At 64.5% G+C, this 16,354-nt stretch carries 14 protein-coding genes and 1 tRNA gene; 6 read left to right on the top strand and 9 right to left on the bottom strand.

All coding sequences use genetic code 11. The annotated features are described in order from the left end of the window. Window positions 1-76: 76 nt before the first annotated feature. Window positions 77-868, bottom strand: coding sequence for a transporter substrate-binding domain-containing protein (locus HV798_RS23245; RefSeq protein WP_025139548.1), 792 nt, complete (start codon window positions 866-868; stop codon window positions 77-79). A 42-nt stretch (window positions 869-910) separates the two neighbouring features. Then, entirely contained in the window at window positions 911-1,708 is a 798-nt protein-coding gene (locus HV798_RS23240) for a maleate cis-trans isomerase family protein (protein WP_175194461.1), read from the bottom strand. A gap of 269 nt (window positions 1,709-1,977) precedes the next feature. Between HV798_RS23240 and HV798_RS23235 the strand changes: the two genes are divergently transcribed. The 4 genes from HV798_RS23235 (at window position 1,978) to argE (ending at window position 5,382) form a co-directional block, all read left to right on the top strand. Further along, window positions 1,978-2,391 (top strand): RidA family protein, encoded by a 414-nt coding sequence (locus HV798_RS23235; protein ID WP_175194459.1) that lies wholly within the window; start codon window positions 1,978-1,980, stop codon window positions 2,389-2,391. 20 nt (window positions 2,392-2,411) lie between these two features. Continuing rightward, a complete protein-coding gene (locus HV798_RS23230) occupies window positions 2,412-3,083 on the top strand; it encodes a DUF1028 domain-containing protein (RefSeq protein ID WP_175194457.1) in 672 nt (223 codons plus the stop codon). 95 nt (window positions 3,084-3,178) lie between these two features. Continuing rightward, a complete protein-coding gene (locus HV798_RS23225) occupies window positions 3,179-4,147 on the top strand; it encodes a LysR substrate-binding domain-containing protein (protein WP_025139552.1) in 969 nt (322 codons plus the stop codon). Window positions 4,148-4,194: 47 nt separating this feature from the next. Beyond that, the gene (gene argE / locus HV798_RS23220) at window positions 4,195-5,382 is read left to right on the top strand and encodes an acetylornithine deacetylase (protein WP_175194455.1); all 1,188 of its coding nucleotides are present in this window, start codon (window positions 4,195-4,197) and stop codon (window positions 5,380-5,382) included. A 110-nt stretch (window positions 5,383-5,492) separates the two neighbouring features. On the opposite strand, the gene HV798_RS23215 is transcribed toward argE, so the two are convergent. Continuing rightward, window positions 5,493-5,569, bottom strand: a tRNA-Pro gene (locus HV798_RS23215). Window positions 5,570-5,724: 155 nt separating this feature from the next. Between HV798_RS23215 and HV798_RS23210 the strand changes: the two genes are divergently transcribed. After that, window positions 5,725-7,080, top strand: a complete 1,356-nt coding sequence (locus HV798_RS23210) for an MFS transporter (RefSeq protein ID WP_175194416.1) — start codon at window positions 5,725-5,727, stop codon at window positions 7,078-7,080. Window positions 7,081-7,149: 69 nt separating this feature from the next. Here the strand turns inward: HV798_RS23210 and pstB are convergent, their stop codons facing one another. The 5 genes from pstB to ppk1 form a co-directional block, all read right to left on the bottom strand. Then, entirely contained in the window at window positions 7,150-7,926 is a 777-nt protein-coding gene (gene pstB / locus HV798_RS23205) for a phosphate ABC transporter ATP-binding protein PstB (protein WP_006221056.1), read from the bottom strand. A 47-nt stretch (window positions 7,927-7,973) separates the two neighbouring features. Beyond that, on the bottom strand, window positions 7,974-8,828 hold the full coding sequence (gene pstA, locus HV798_RS23200; RefSeq protein WP_175194414.1) for a phosphate ABC transporter permease PstA: 855 nt from the start codon (window positions 8,826-8,828) through the stop codon (window positions 7,974-7,976). Window positions 8,829-8,854: 26 nt separating this feature from the next. Further along, window positions 8,855-9,871 carry a phosphate ABC transporter permease subunit PstC gene (gene pstC / locus HV798_RS23195; protein WP_175194411.1) on the bottom strand — a complete coding sequence of 339 codons (1,017 nt, stop codon included), beginning with the start codon at window positions 9,869-9,871 and terminating at the stop codon, window positions 8,855-8,857. Between the two features lie 136 nt (window positions 9,872-10,007). Continuing rightward, the gene (gene pstS / locus HV798_RS23190; protein ID WP_175194410.1) at window positions 10,008-11,048 is read right to left on the bottom strand and encodes a phosphate ABC transporter substrate-binding protein PstS; all 1,041 of its coding nucleotides are present in this window, start codon (window positions 11,046-11,048) and stop codon (window positions 10,008-10,010) included. A gap of 343 nt (window positions 11,049-11,391) precedes the next feature. Continuing rightward, window positions 11,392-13,467 (bottom strand): polyphosphate kinase 1, encoded by a 2,076-nt coding sequence (gene ppk1 / locus HV798_RS23185; protein ID WP_175194408.1) that lies wholly within the window; start codon window positions 13,465-13,467, stop codon window positions 11,392-11,394. A 221-nt stretch (window positions 13,468-13,688) separates the two neighbouring features. Here ppk1 and ppx point away from each other — a divergent pair, with 221 nt between their 5' ends. After that, window positions 13,689-15,176, top strand: a complete 1,488-nt coding sequence (gene ppx, locus HV798_RS23180; protein ID WP_025139559.1) for an exopolyphosphatase — start codon at window positions 13,689-13,691, stop codon at window positions 15,174-15,176. A gap of 183 nt (window positions 15,177-15,359) precedes the next feature. Here the strand turns inward: ppx and HV798_RS23175 are convergent, their stop codons facing one another. Next, window positions 15,360-16,163, bottom strand: a complete 804-nt coding sequence (locus HV798_RS23175; protein WP_175194406.1) for a GNAT family N-acetyltransferase — start codon at window positions 16,161-16,163, stop codon at window positions 15,360-15,362. Window positions 16,164-16,354: the final 191 nt, after the last annotated feature.

Genomic DNA, 16,354 nt, shown 5'->3' with positions numbered 1-16,354 from the left:
CTGGCAAGCGTGCGAAACGTGCCGCCCGGTCCGCCGGCCTCGTGCCGGGCGGCTCAGGCGGGGTGCGCGGACAGGGCTAGCGGCAGGCCGCTTCCTCGGGCAGCAGTTCCACTTCCATATAGGGTTTGCGCAGCTTGGTGAAGGTGCAGTCCTTGATGATGGTTTCCAGCGTGGCGTTCATGCGGTTGAGCAGCTCGCCGCTGTCCTTGCGGGCGATCCAGCTCGATCCGGCTTCGCCGCCGCCGGTCCACAAGTCGCCGCCCGCGAATTTCCAGCCCTTGCCCTGGGGTTTGGACAGGAACTCGTTGGTCCAGCTGATCTTGGGGCCCAGGCTCATGTCCAGCCGCCCGTTGGCGAGATCGAGCCGGATCTGGTCGGGGTTGTCGTAGAACACGATCTGCACGGCGTTGCCGAACGTCTCGGACACGTATTTGGCCTGCGCCGAACCGCGTTGCAGGCCGATCCGTACGCCCTTCAGTCCCTCGGGCGTGAAGGTGTAGTTCTTTGCCTCGGGCACCACGTAGGAGTCCGGATTGAACAGCACCGCGCGGCCGAACAGCACCTTTTCCTTGCGTTCGGGCAGCGGCTTGGTCTGGCTGACCACGGCATCCAGCTTCTTCTGCAGCAGCGCCGGAATCAGGGCCTTGAAGTCCATGACGACGATTTCGCAATCGACCTTCATCCGTTTGCACATCTCGCGCGCCAGGTCGGGTTCGAAGCCCGTCAGGCGACCCGACGGGTCGACCATGCTGAACGGGGGATAGCTTCCCTCGTTGCCAAGCACCAGCTTTTCGGCATGCGCCGGCGCCAGGACGAATAACGAGGCGCTTGCGAGTGTCAGCGCCGTGATGGTTTTGTGCAGATGCATCTTTTTCCCCTTGTTTATTGGTGATCCGCCGTGGCGAAGTGCTTACATCGTGTCGGCCTTGGTCAGGTTGGCGTTGAACAGCGACCCGTAGCCGGGTTTGGCGCCTGCCGCGCCGGTGAGGTCCAGGCAATGCCAGAACGAGGCCTGGATGGCCGAGATCACCGGTTTGCCGAGTTTCTGCTCCAGCGCCTCGATGGCGCCGACGGTCCTGAAATTGGTGCACGACACGAAGATGGCCGTCGCGTCCGGGTGGTCGACCGAGATCACGTGGTCATAGACCTTCTCGAGCGAGACCTCGGCCAGCGCGTGGTCATCCGAAATGCCCAGGCAGGCGCTCCTGACGACCTCGTGGCCGTTTTCCTGCAGAAAGCGGATGGCGCGCTCGTGGATTTCCGGCAGATAGGGCGTGGCCAGCGCCACCTTGCCCGCTTTCACCTTCTTCAAGGCCGCGAGCGTGGCGGTGGACGCCGTGGTGATCTTCGGCCCCGGCACCCATTGCCGCAGCTTCTGGATAAGCGCCTGGTCGTAGGCGGTGCCGTGAAGAAACGAAGCGCTGGTGCCGCCGAACAGCAGCACGTCGATGGGGGCCGCGCCCGCCAGCCGCGCAGCCTGCTCCAGTTCCGGGGCGTTCATCATTTCCTCGATGCCCTGGACGGTGACCTTGGGCAGCTTGATGCGCGCGGTATGGGTGGAAACCCCCGGTCCGGACATGGCCCACATTTCTTCTTCCATCACGACGCTGGAGGCGATGTAGATCAGCCCGATGCGGGCAAGGTCGCCGGACCCGTCGTAGCGAAAGCGGGGATAGGCGGCGGGTAGGAGCGTTGAGGCAATGGTCATCCGGATTCCCTGCAAGGAAAGGTGGCTTCGGCCAGCGAAAACCAATGATGAGAGACGCGATCCGAGCGACCAAGTCGCCTTTTCCGTTGGCGTGGATAGATTTTCCTGATGGCCGCCCGCGTCAGGATTTCCGAGACGGGACGCCGGAAAAAACAAATAGGCTGCCGCCCCGCTTGGGCCGACCATCAGCGGGCAGGTCACGGTCTTATGCGATGCCGCTTGCCAGGCAGACGCGGGGCCCCGGATAAACCCTAATAAAGATACGAGCCATGAAGCACAAGCGCATACGCACTTTCAATACCAAGGCCACCTACCCGGAACAGAAACTCGACAACGATCTGTGCCAGGCCGTCGTCGCGCGTGGCAGCACCGTCTTCCTGCGCGGGCAGATCGGCCAGAACCTGGACACGTCCGAGAGCGTGTGCATCGGCGATGCCTCGGGCCAGGCGGAGCAGGCGATGAAGAACATCGACATGCTGCTCCGGGAAGCCGGCGGCGAGCTGCAGGACATCTGCAAGATCACGATCTACATCATCGATCCCCGTTATCGCGAGGCGGTCTATCTGGTGGTCGGCAAGTGGCTCAAGGGCGTGTTCCCCGTGTCCACCGGTATCGTGGTGTCGGCATTGGCGCGGCCCGAATGGTTGGTGGAAATCGACGCGACTGCCGTTATTCCGGATTGACGCCCCAGGAGGCCCAGGTCATGACTTTTTCCATCATTGCCCGTTGCCCGGCCACCGGCCAGTTCGGCGCGGCCGTCTCATCGTCGTCTCCCGCCGTCGCGGCGCGATGCGTGCGCGCACGCGCTGGCGTGGGTGCGGCAGTCAGCCAGAACATCACCGACCCCGCGCTGGGGCCGCTCATCCTTGACGCGATGAGCCAGGGCCACTCGCCCGAGCGTGCGCTGCAATCGCTGGCCGAGCGCCCTTTCATCAGCTACCGGCAGTTGATGGCCATCGACGCCACGCAAGCGCCGGCCATCTTCACCGGCTCGAATGCGCTGGGCCGCCTGGCCAGCGCGAAGGGCGAGCACGCCGCGTGCGCCGGCAATATGCTGGCGTCGCTGGACGTGCCCGCCGCCATGCTCTCGGCCTTCGAGAAGACGACGGGTTCGCTGGCCGAACGCCTGATGCAGGCCATGCTGGCCGGTCAGGCAGCCGGCGGCGAAGAGGGGCCGGTGCATTCGGCCGGACTGCTGGTGGTGGCGGATCTGGATTGGCCTATCGTCGACCTGCGCATGGACTGGGTGGAGCAATGCCCTGTTGAAACCCTGTACGAGGCCTGGAAGGTCTACGAGCCGCAGATCCAGGATTACATCACCCGCGCCAGGGATCCGCGCGCCGCACCGAGTTTCGGCGTGCCAGGCAATCTGTGACAGGCTGTGGCAAACGGCGAGTGCGAGAAAACCCGAGGAGCGCCAGGCCCGCTGTGCGGGCATAGTGGAGACACTTTTCTTTCTCACATCGGACTATGCTCAATCGCATTTCGCTGCGCCAGATGGAGTACTTCGTCGCCACGGCCAAACACGGCAGCATCGCCGCGGCATCCAGCCAGATCCACATTTCGGCGCCGTCGATTTCGGCTGCCATCGCCCATGTCGAAACCGAGCTGGATGTGCAGCTGTTCGTCCGGCATCCGTCCAAGGGCCTGGCCCTGACGGTGCTCGGCCAACAGGTCATGAGCGAATGCGAAGACCTGCTCGAGCGCGCCTCACGCCTCTACAAGATCGCGTCGGTCTCCAGCAATACCATCCAGGGCACCTTGCGCGTGGGCTGCTTCCAGTCGCTCACGGCCATGATCGCGCCGGAAGTGATCTTCGGCTTCTCGCGCGCCTTCGACAAAGTCGACCTGCACATGGTCGAAGGCGACCAGCAGTTGCTGATCGACAAGCTGCATACCCTGGAGATCGACGTTGCGCTCAGTTACGACCTGAGGCTGGGCGACGAAATCTCGTTCGAAGCGCTGGCGCGCCTGCCCCCGCACGTGGTGGTGAGCGAACTGCATCCGCTGTCGCAGCAGATCGCGGTGACGCTCGAAGAGCTGGCGCGCTTGCCCATGGTGCTGCTGGACCTGCCCTTGAGCCGCGATTACTTCATGTCGCTATTCGCGAAATTCGGCCTGGAGCCGAACATCGTGGCGCGTTCGCGCTCGGAAGAAGTGGTGCGGTCCATGGTCGCCAACGGCATCGGCTATGCGCTGTTCAACGTGCGGCCGAAATCCACACAAGCCCTGGATGGCAAGCGGCTGGTGCGGCTGCGCCTGGTGGGCGAACACCGCCCCATGTTGCTTGGGTTGACGACCTACAAGCCGATGAAACCGTCACGGCTGACCGAAGTCTTCATGCAGCGCTGCCGCGCCTATATCTCGGATCAATACATACCCGGCATGAGCGAAGGCAGCTTCTTCGACCCCTATGTGCCGCCTCCTGAAAACAACTGAACGGACGGCACGCCCGCGCGTCGCCCGCAACCCTGCAGGTCCATGCCATGAGCACACCGACTCCGGACAACAGTCCAGACCTATTGCGCGAACTGATCGCGTTTGAATCCGTCACGCTGACGCCCAACATCGCGCTCATCGAACGCGTGCAGGCGTTGCTGGCGCAGGCGGGCATCGCGTCCACGCGGGTGGCGGACCCGCAGGACGCCCGGCGCAGCAATCTGTTCGCCTCCGTCGGCCCCCTGGACGCGCCCGGCATCGTGCTCTCGGGCCATACCGACGTGGTGCCCGTGACGGGCCAGCCGTGGACCTCGCCGCCCTTCGAGGCCACCGAACGCGACGGGCGCATCTATGGTCGGGGCAGCGCGGACATGAAGGGCTTTGTCGCCTGCGCCGTGATGGCCATGATCCGCGCGGCCCGCCAGCCGCTTGCGCGGCCCCTGCATCTGGCGCTGTCGTTCGACGAGGAAATTGGCTGCGTGGGCGTGCGCCATCTGCTGCGCGCGCTGGAACGCATGCAACCCGCCCCGCTGCTCTGCGTGGTGGGCGAGCCGACGCTGATGAAAATCGGCACCGGCAACAAGGGCAAGGCGGCCTACCGGGCCTTGTGCTGCGGCCAGGCGGGCCACTCGGGGCTGGCGCCGCATTACGTCAATGCCATCCATACGGCCAGCGACCTGATCAGCGCCCTGCGCGACGTGCAGCATGACCTGGCCGAACACGGGCCGCGCGAACCTGGCTACGAAGTGCCCTACACGACCGTGCATGCGGGCACCATCAAGGGCGGCACGGCGCTGAACATCGTGCCCGCGGAATGCGAAGTCAATTTCGAGATCCGCAACGTCGCGCAGGACGACCCGAACCAGATTCTGGAGCGGGTGCTGGCGCTCACTCAGACAAAGATGCGTGCCGCGGGCGCCCTGCCCGATGCCGAGCCGCCCCGCGTCACGACGGTCAACAGCTATCCCGGACTTGCCACCCCGGAGGACTCCGCAGGCGTGGCGCTGCTGGCCTCGTGGTTACCGCCGGACACCCCGCTCACCAAGGCCGCGTTCGGCACCGAAGGCGGGCTGTTCCAGCAGTTGTGGGGGCAGACGGCGGTGCTGATCTGCGGGCCGGGCAGCATCGACGTGGCGCACAAGGCGGATGAATACGTCGAACTGTCCCAGCTACAGGCCTGCGACGCGATGATGGAGAAGCTGACGCGGTATCTGATGGCGCCGGCGGGCCGCTAGGCCCCCGGATGCACGCCAAAGATCTGCGCTGAGGCGTCTGTCTGAAGACGCATGCGCCAGAAAACGAAAAGGGTTAGCTCACCAAAAATGAGCTAACCCTTTGTTTTTACTGGTCGGGGCGGTGGGATTCGAACTCACGACCCTCTGCTCCCAAAGCAGATGCGCTACCAGGCTGCGCTACGCCCCGAGGGTGGCAACTATACCAGATACGGCAGGCACGCCGAAACGGCGCCCTTCCCGCTTCCCGGAAGGCCGCTTTCGCGCGCAAGCCCTGATTGACACCTATATAGTTGAAGCATAAATTAAATTCAGATCCATAACGACAATCTCATCGGGAAAATCATGGCCACCGCCTCTGCTCCATCCGCCTGGGCCGCGCCCGCGCGGACCACCTATACCGTGCTGTTCGTCTGCTGGCTGGCGATCCTGTTCGAAGGCTACGACGTCGGGGTAATGGGCGCGGTGCTGCCCGCGCTGGCCGACGACAAGAGCTGGAACCTGACGCCGATCCAGCTGGGCATGCTGGGCAGCTACGCGCTGGCCGGGATGTTCGTGGGCTCGTTCGCGGTGGGCACGCTGTCCGACCTGCTGGGCCGCCGGCGCATGCTGCTGGCCTGCGTCACGCTGTTTTCGCTGACGATGATCGGGGCGGCCTGGGCGCCCACGCCCACCTGGTTCGCCACGTTCCGCTTCATCGGCGGGCTGGGGCTGGGCGGCGTGATTCCGGTGGCGGCGGCGCTGACCATTGAATATTCACCGCCCGCCAGGCGCGGCTTCAACTATGGGGTCATGTACTCGGGCTATTCGCTGGGCATCCTGTGTTCGGCCGCGGTGGCCATGGCGCTGCTGCAGCACTGGGGCTGGCGCTCGGTGATCCTGGTGGGTGCGGCGCCGCTGCTGCTGGTGCCGCTGCTGGCGCGCTGGCTGCCCGAGTCGCTGGAATACCTGCTGGCCAAGGGTGACGAAGCCGGCGCCCGCGCGATGGCCGATCGCCTGGGTATCGTGTCGCTCGAGCCGTTCCGCCCCCGCGAAGTCGCGGGCGAGAAAGCCACCTGGCGCGATGTGATGGCGGCGGTGTTCTCGCCGCGCCACCTGCGCGCCACCCTGTGCTTCTGGGGCGCGCTGTTCCTGGGCATGATGCTGGTCTATGGCCTGAACACCTGGCTGCCGCAGATCATGCGCAAGAACGGCTACGACCTGGGTTCCAGCCTGTCGTTCCTGCTGGTGTTCAGCCTGGCGTCCGCCATTGGCGGCCTGGTGCTGGGGCAGTTTGCCGACAAGACCGAACCGCGCAAGATCGTGGCGCTGTTCTTCCTGGTGGGCGCTGTCGGCATCTACTGCCTGACCTACAACAACCCGTTGGTCGTGAACTACCTGTGGGTGGCGCTGGCCGGTGTGGGCAGCATTTCGTCTTCGCTGATCCTGACGGGCTACCTGGCCGGCTACTACCCGGCGCACGCGCGCGGCGCGGCCACCGGCTGGGCGCTGTCGTTCGCCCGCATCGGCGCGATGAGCGGCCCCATCGTCGGCGGCTACCTCGCCAGCCTGCAATTGCCGCTGGCGTGGAACTTCATTGCCTTCTCTTGCGCGGCCGTGCTGGCGGCGGTGTTCGTGATCCTGATCCCCGGCCGCTACGCGGGCGGGCCGCAGGCGCAACAGGCGCCGGCATCGCAGGCCCTGCAGCAGCAACGCTCGTAAGCCACAAACGACAACGGCGCGCCTTGCGGGCGCGCCGTCGATGTCCCAGCCGACTTGGCCGGGCCTGCCTCAGCCGAAACGGCCGGTGATGTAGTCTTCGGTTTCCTTGCGCGACGGCTTCACGAAGATCTGGTCGGTCTGGCCGAATTCCATCAGCTCACCCAGGTACATGTAAGCCGTGTAGTCCGAGCAGCGCGCGGCCTGCTGCATGTTGTGGGTCACGATGACGACGGTGTAGTCGTTCTTGAGTTCGGCGATCAGCTCTTCGATCTTGGCAGTCGAGATCGGGTCCAGCGCCGAACACGGTTCGTCCAGCAGCAGCACTTCCGGCTTGATGGCCACGCCGCGGGCGATGCACAGACGCTGTTGCTGGCCGCCCGACAGGCTGTTGCCGCTTTGGTGCAGCTTGTCCTTCACTTCGTTCCAGAGCGCGGCCTTGCTCAGCGCCCATTCCACGCGCTCGTCCATCTCGCCCTTGGACAGGCGTTCGAACAGACGCACGCCGAAGGCGATGTTGTCGTAGATGCTCATGGGGAACGGCGTGGGCTTCTGGAACACCATGCCGACCTTGGCGCGGATCAGCGAAATATCGGTCTTGGCGGTCAGCAGGTTTTCGCCGTCCAGGATGATTTCGCCCTCGGCGCGCTGGCCCGGGTACAGCTCGAACATGCGGTTGAAGGTACGCAGCAGCGTCGACTTGCCGCAGCCCGACGGGCCGATGAAGGCGGTGACCTTCTTCTCCTGGATCGACATGTTCACATTGCGGATCGCATGGAACTTGCCGTAGTAGAAGTTCAGGTTCTTGACCTCGATCTTGTTCTTGACGGCGGTAGCGGTGTTTTCCATTTGGTTTCCCTAGGTCCGGCGCGCCTGGCGCGCCGGCAAAGCGATCTTTACTTGCGGAACATGTTGCGGGCGAGGATGTTGATGCCCAGCACCAGCAGCGTAATCAGGGTAGCCCCGGCCCAGGCCAGGTCGTTCCAGTCCTTGAAGGGGCTGGCGGCGTATTGGTAGATCACGACCGGCAGGTTGGCCATCGGGCCGTTCATGTTGGTCGACATGAACTGGTTCGACAGCGCCGTGAACAGCAGCGGCGCGGTTTCACCCGAGATGCGGGCAATCGCCAGCAGCACGCCGGTGATGATGCCGGTCTTGGCAGCGCGATAGCAGACCAGCGTGATCATGCGCCACTTGGGGCAGCCCAGCGCGGCCGCGGCCTCGCGCAGGCTGTTGGGCACCAGCAGCAGCATGTTGTCGGTCGTGCGCACCACCACCGGAATCACCAGGATCGACAGCGCGATGGCGCCGGCCCAGCCCGAGTAGTGGCCCACCTGCGCCACGTAAACGGCGTAGATGAACAGACCGATGATGATCGACGGCGCCGACAGCAGCACGTCGTTCAGGAAGCGCGTGGCCGGCGCCAGCCAGCCGCGCTGGCCGTATTCGGCCAGGTACGTGCCGGCCAGGATGCCGACGGGCGTACCGATCAGCGTGCCCACGCCAGCCATCATCACGCTGCCGAAGATGGCGTTGATCAGGCCGCCGGTTTGCCCCGGCGGCGGCGTGATCTCGGTGAAGAGGGTGTACGACAGCGCCGGGGCGCCCTTCGTCAGCAGCGTCAGGATGATCCAGAACAGCCAGAACAGCCCGAACACCAGCGTGCCCAGCGAGATGGTCAGCATGATGCGGTTGACCACGCGGCGCCGGCGATACACGCCGTTCTGCATATTGAGTACGGATACAGCCATGTTCTTTTCCTTGGGCTCGCGGCGGGTCAGGTTTTCTTGCCTTCGCCGGCAGACAGGCGAACCAGCAGCATCTTGGCCAGGGCCAGCACGATCGTCGTGATCAGGAACAGGATCAGGCCCAGTTCCAGCAGCGCCGACTTCTGGATGCCGCCCGCTTCGTTGAATTCATTGGCCAGCGCCGAGGCGATCGAGTTGCCCGGCGAGAACAGCGAGCCGGACCACTTGAAGGCGTTGCCGATCACGAAGGTCACCGCCATGGTCTCACCCAAGGCGCGCCCCAGGCCCAGCATGATGCCGCCGATGACGCCCGACTTGGTGAACGGCAGCACCACGCGCCACATCACTTCCCAGGTCGTGCTGCCCAGGCCGTAGGCCGATTCCTTCAGCATGGCCGGCACCAGTTCGAACACGTCACGCATCACCGCCGCGATGAACGGGATGATCATGATCGACAGGATCAGCCCGGCGGTGAAGATGCCGATGCCGAACGGCGGCCCGGCGAACATGCCGCCGATGATCGGCACGCTGCCCAGCGTGGCAATCAGGAAAGGCTGCACGTATTGCTGGAACACCGGCACGAAGACGAACAGGCCCCACATGCCGTAGATGATCGACGGGATGGCGGCCAGCATTTCGACGGCGGTGCCCAAGGGGCGGCGCAGCCAGGTGGGCGACAGTTCGGTCAGGAAGATGGCAATGCCGAACGAGACCGGCACGGCAATGATCAGGGCGATGGCCGACGTCAGCAGCGTGCCGATGATGGGCACCACCGCGCCGTAGTTTTGCTTGACCGGGTCCCAGTCGTTCAGCCACAGGAACGACAGGCCATACTTGGCCAGCGATTCACGGCTGCCGTAGATCAGGGAAATAAGAATCGCCGCCAGCAGGATGAACACCAGGAAGGCGAACAGGCGGGTCAGGTTCTTGAACAGCGCATCCATCAGCGCGTTTTTATTTTGCTTCATAGGCGAAGGCGTGCCGGTAGTCACGGAGTCCGCCACGCTGGGCGAAAGCGGCACACTATTATCCATTACCGCGCTCATGGATGGACTTTCCTTAGGAAACCTTGGGAGAAACTACGAGAGGGCCCGGGAGATCCGCCCCGGTTTCCAACCAGCAGGAAACCGGGGCGGCGGACCGATGCGGGCGCGGGGCCAGGCCGCCGCGCCCATCATCCATTTACTTCCAGACAGCCTTGCCGTCGGCGCTCTTGACTTCGCCCCAGGCAGCGCGGATTTCCTTGGTCACGGCTTCCGGCAGCGGCACGTAGTCCAGGGCTTCAGCCGACTTGGCGCCGTTCTTGAAGGCCCAGTCGAAGAATTCCAGGACAGCCTTGCCTTGGGCGGGCTTGTCTTGCGACTTGTGGACCAGGATGAACGTCGCGGCGGTCACGGGCCAGGAATCGGCGCCCGGTTCGTCGGTCAGCACCACGCCCATGCCAGGCGCGCTCTTCCAGTCGGCGTTGGCGGCGGCAGCGGCGAAGGCCTTCTGTTCCGGCTGGACGAACTTGCCGTCCTTGTTCTGCAGCTGCGTCCAGGCCAGCTTGTTCTGCTTGGCGTAGGCGTATTCCACGTAGCCGATCGAGTTCTTCAGCTGGCCGACGTAGGCGGCGACGCCTTCGTTGCCCTTGCCGCCTTGACCCACGGGCCACTTGACGGCCTTGCCTTCACCGACTTGTTCCTTCCACTCCGGCGACACCTTGGACAGGTAGTTGGTCCAGCCGAAGGTGGTGCCCGAGCCGTCCGAACGGTGCACGACGATGATGTCGGCCGACGGCAGCTTCAGGTCGGGGTTCAGCGCCTTGATGGCGGCGTCGTCCCACTTCTTGACCTTGCCCAGGAAGATTTCAGCCAGGACCTTGCCCGACAGCTTCAGCTTGCCCGGAGCGATGCCGTCGACGTTCACCACGGCCACCGTGCCGCCGATGACGGCCGGGAACTGCAGCAGGCCGTTCTTTTCCAGGTCAGCCGCCTTCATGGGATCGTCCGAGGCGCCGAAATCGACGGTCTTGGCGATGATCTGTTGCTGGCCGCCGCCCGAACCGATCGACTGGTAGTTGACCGCGTTGTTGGTGGCGGCCTTGTAGTCCGACGCCCACTTGGCGTAGACCGGGTACGGGAACGATGCGCCGGCGCCGGTCACATCGGCGGCCTGGACGGCAAACACGGCGGCGCTCAGAGCGACACCCAGGGAAACTTGTTTGAAGACACGTTTGAACATCTTGGTTCCTTCTGTGCTCGTTAGAGGAGTCTTGGCAGGCTTTCTACTGCCTGTCTTTCAGCGACCCTCGCATGTTAGAAGCCCAACGTGACAAGATAGTGACAGTCACATTCCCCCCCCGGAGCGCTGCGCGCTTCCCCCCCAGGGGGGCGCCGGTGGCGGACCGGCGTAGCCGGATCCGCGCGGCCTGGCTCTGGGAGCGCCTGCCTCGAACGCGGGTTTTTGCTTGCGGGGAAATTGGGGGGCGGATTGATTGGGGTGAAGATTGGTGGGGCCGGAAGCCCCCCCCTGCCCCAAGGATTGGGGGACGGATATCCGTCCCCCTGCCCGGCTCAGGCCTGGGCTACACGCCCAGCTTCTGCATCAGGTACTGGTGCAGGTTGAACGGCTCGCGGCGGCTCTTGACGCGGACGTAGTCACCGTCGGCCTGCTGTTGCCAGGCCAGCTGGTTGTCGCGCAGGGCAAAGGTGAAGGCTTCGTCGATGACGCGCTTCTTGAGCGACTTGTCGTAGATCGGGAAGGCGATTTCGACGCGGCGGAAGAAATTGCGGTCCATCCAGTCGGCCGACGACAGGTACACGGTCTCGGCGCCCTCGGCGTAGAAATAGAACACGCGCGAGTGTTCCAGGAAGCGGCCCACGATGGAGCGCACCCGGATGTTCTCCGACAGCCCCGGCACGCCGGCACGCAGGGCGCAGACGCCGCGCACGATCAGGTCGATCTTCACGCCGGCCTGGCTGGCCTTGTACAGTTCTTCGATGATCTGCTCTTCGAGCAGCGAGTTCATCTTGGCCATGATGCGCGAGCGCTTGCCCGCCTTGGCGGCACGGGCCTCGGCGCGGATCAGCGCCACCATGCCGTCATGCATGGTGAATGGCGACTGCATCAGCGCCTTGAGCGAGCGGCGCGCCCCCAGGCCGGTCAGTTGCGCAAAGACCTTGTCCATGTCCTCGCACAGCTTGGGGTCGGCCGTCAGCAGGCCGAAGTCGGTGTACAGCCGAGCGGTGCGCGGATGGTAATTGCCCGTACCCAGGTGGGCGTAGCGGCGCAGGCGGCCCTTTTCACGCCGCAGCACGACGGCCATCTTGGCGTGCGTCTTGTGCGCCACCACGCCGTACACCACGTGGGCGCCCACCTCTTCGAGCTTGGAGGCCCAATTGATGTTGGTCTGCTCGTCAAAGCGGGCCATCAATTCCACCACCACCGTCACTTCCTTGCCGGCGCGCGCGGCGGCCAGCAGGATCTTCATCAGCTCGGAATCCTCGCCGGTACGGTAGATGGTCTGCTTGATGGCCATCACGTCCGGGTCCAGCGCGGCGGCGGTCAGGAAGTCGATGACGGGCTGGAACGACTGGTACGGGTGATGCAGCAGGCGGTCTTGCTCGGCCACGGCCTCGAACAGGTCGGACGGCTTGTCGCCAACCCGGTCGAACGGCGCCGGCAACGGCGCGCGGTAGTCGGGGAACAGCAGGTCGGGGCGGTCGGGCGAGTTGCACAGCTGCATCAGGCGCGACAGGTTGACCGGGCCGGGCACGCGGTAGGTGTCTTCCGCCTTGAGCGAGAACTCGCGCTGCAGGAAGGTTTCCAGTTCCACCGGCGTGAGCTTGTCGATTTCCAGCCGCACCGCGGCGCCGAAGTTGCGCTGCGAGAGCTCACCTTGCAAGGCATGGCGCAGGTTGGTGACTTCTTCCTCGTCCACGAACAGGTCGCTGTTGCGCGTCACCCGCCACTGGTAGCAGCCCAGCATTTCCAGGCCCGGGAACAGCTCGCCGACAAAGGCGCGCAGCAACGACGTCAGAAGAATGTAGCCCTCGGGGTGGCCGGACAGCTCGGGCGGCATCTTGATCAGGCGCGGCAGCGCGCGCGGCGCCTGCACCACGGCGATGGATGCCTGGCGGCCGAAGGCGTCGGCGCCGGACAGCGACACGATGAAATTCAGGCTCTTGTTGTAGACGCGCGGGAACGGATGCGCCGGGTCCAGCCCGATGGGGGTCAGCAGCGGCATCACGTCGCGGTTGAAGACCTCGCGCGCCCATTCCTGCTGCTGCGGGTTCCATTCCGATGCATGGTGCAGCGCAATGCCCTCGGCCTGCATGGCCGGCAGGATCTCGTCATTGAGCAGAGCGTACTGCCGCCCCACCAGCTCGTGCACCGCCTGCTGGACGTTCTCGAACGCCTGGTCCGGCGTCATGCCGTCCGGGCCCACCAGGTTGGGCGACTGGCGCTGCTGCTCTTTCAGGCTGGAAATCCGGATTTCGAAGAATTCATCCAGGTTCGAGCTGACGATGCAGACGTAGCGCAGCCTTTCCAACAAGGGCGTCTTGGGATTTTCCGCCATCGCCAGCACGCGTTCGTTGAATTTGAGCAGCGACAACTCGCGATTCAGGAGCAAGGGCTCGGCGGGCGGGCGTGTGGTCATACCGGATTCCATACGTAGGGAGAGCGTGGAGTTTTACTGCAAAAGGGTGACGGTTCTATGACACAACGCCAAATGCGTAGCGTACGACAAATCCGGGACACATGGCGTACCCTCCTTTCGCTGCCAACCATTTGTTCCATAAGCGAAAACCCGCAGCCGACGGCGCTGTCACATGGGGTATCTATAATCAGGCCACCTCAAAGCCAATATTGACGAGCCGCATGGATCAACTTCTGGCCGCCGTGGACCTCGGGTCCAACAGCTTCCGCCTCTCCATCGGACGCATCGTTCAGCAGGACGGTACGCCCCAGATTTATCAGATCGACCGCCTCAAGGAAACCGTCCGGCTCGCTGCCGGCCTGGACGCCGAAAAGCGCCTGGGCGACGACGCCATCGAGCGGGCCATCGCCGTGCTGGAACGTTTCGGCGACCGTCTGCGCAGCTTCCACCCGAACCGGGTGCGGGCCGTGGCCACCAACACCTTCCGCGTGGCGCGCAACACCCGCGACTTCCTGCCCCGCGCCGAAGCCGCACTGGGCTTTCCCATCGAAGTCATCGCCGGCCGCGAAGAGGCCCGCCTGATCTTCTCGGGCGTGGTCCACACCCTGCCCCCTTCGCCCAACAAGCGCCTGGTGATCGACATCGGCGGCGGTTCCACCGAAGTCATCATCGGCAAGGGCCACGAGCCCGGCCTGATGTCGTCGCTGTACATGGGCTGCGTCAGCTACAGCCGCCAGTTCTTCTCGGACGGCATCGTCGATGCCCACCAGATGAAGCTGGCCGAACTGGCCGCCCGCCGCGAAATCGAAGTCATTGCCAAGCAGTACCGCAAGACGGGCTGGAAAGAAGCCTATGGCTCGTCCGGCACCGCCAAGGCGCTGTTCGCCATCCTGACCGAAGGCGGCCTGTCCGACCGCGGCATCACCCGCGCCGGCCTGACCAAGCTCAAAGACCGCATCGTGCGCGCCGGCCGGGTGATCCCGTCCGAACTGCCCGGCATCAAGGTCGAGCGCGCCGACGTGCTGCCCGGCGGCCTGGCCATCATGAGCGCCCTGTTCGACGAACTGGGTATCGACGTCATGCACACCGGCGACGGCGCCCTGCGCCTGGGCGTGCTGTACGACTTGCTGGGCCGCGACGACGAACACGACAAGCGCGACGAATCGGTGCGCCAGTTCATGAAGCGCTACCACGTCGACGTCAACCAGGCCCGCCGCGTGCACCATGCCGCGCTCAGTCTGTTCGACGCGATGATGCCCGAAGGCCCGGAGCGCACCGAACTGCGCGTGGCGCTGGGCTGGGCGGCGGACCTGCACGAAGTCGGCCTGTCGATCGCCCACAACGCGTATCACAAGCACACCGCCTACGTGCTGGAAAACGCCGACATGCCCGGCTTCTCGCGCGCTGACCAGCAATTGCTGGCACTGCTGGCGCTGGGCCACCAGGGCAAGCTGAGCAAGCTGGAACCCCTGGTGCGCACCCGCGCCCAGTGGATGGCCATCCTGAGCCTGCGCCTGGCAGTGCTGCTGTTTCGCCGCCGCGGCGAAATCGAGCCCCTGCCCCTCACGGCCTCGATGCGCAACGACTCGATCGTGGTGCGCGTGAACCGCGATTGGCTCGCGCAGCATCCGCTCAGCGACTTCACGCTGCGCGCGGAAGAAGCCGAGTGGTCGAAGGTAGGGTTCTCGTTCGAACTGCTGGAATTCTGAGGCAAACGACGACGCGGGGCAGGCCCCGCGTCGTTTGGCTCAAGATCGTGTGGTTCAACACTCGAGCGGGCTAGAACGGCAACAGATCCGTCTGCCGTTCCAGTTGCTTGAGTTCCAGACGGAAAGGCCGCGTGGCCCGCCGTATCAGTTTGATCTTCATACGGCGGAACAAGCGGCGCATGATCAGCGCTGGCCGTTGGCGACGGGTTGATCCAGGCCGAAATGGCGGCGGTAGCGCTCGTCCATGCCGTCCATCTTCAACAGCACCGGGAAATCGGCGGCGTTGAAATCGGGGTCCCAGGCGGGTTCGCCGCACACCGTGGCGCCCAGCTTCAGGTAGCCCTTGATCAGCGGCGGCACACGGGCCGGCAGCGTGCTGTTGAGCTTTTCCACCGGGTAGCGGTGCAGCGGCGTCACATGCGGCTGGCCCTCTTTGGGCAGATGCTTGGAAATGGTGCGCCAGACTTCGGCGGCGGTCACGCCGTCGTCGCGCAGGCTGACGCTGGCGCAGCCCAACACGTATTGGTAGCCGCCCCGGCGCAGGTATTCCGCCAGGCCGGACCACAGCAGCATGATGACCGCGCCATTGCGGTAGTCGGCGTGGGTGCACGAGCGCCCCACTTCCACCAGCTCGTCGCGGATCGCGCCCAAGCCGGACAGGTCGAATTCGGATTGCGAGTAGTAACCGCCCGCTTCGCGCGCCTTTTCAGGCGTCAGGATGCGGTAGGTGCCCACGACACGGCCGGTGTCGAGTTCGCGAACCATCAGGTGCTCACAAAAGGGGTCGAAGCGATCGTGCTCGATCCCGTCCTGGGCATCAGGGAAGACCGCGCCCATGTCTTCGGTGAAGACGTCGTAGCGCAGGCGCTGGATTTGTTCGATTTCCTCGGCCGTGCGCGCCAGGCCGACCACCAGCACCCTGGCGGCAGGTCCCGTCCACGGTTCGGCGGCATTACGGCTTGGGTTGATGCGTGCTAGTTCCAGCATTGCGCGAAGCTCCTAGAGAGTCCGGTCAGTTTGGACGCCCTGTATGTCAAAGACTTGACCAATATGTTACGTGACTATGAAGTTTAGATCGGAGCAATGCGGCCCAATTCCTGCAAAGCTCGACAATTCTTTACAAAGCAATACGCAATATTCACAAACAATGGCCATTCATCGCAAAACGATGAATGGCC

The organism is Achromobacter deleyi (assembly GCF_902859705.1).
Classification (GTDB): Bacteria; Pseudomonadota; Gammaproteobacteria; order Burkholderiales; family Burkholderiaceae_B; genus Achromobacter; species Achromobacter deleyi.
Note: the sequence above shows the minus strand (reverse complement) of the source record. Positions and strands in the feature narration are given on the sequence as shown.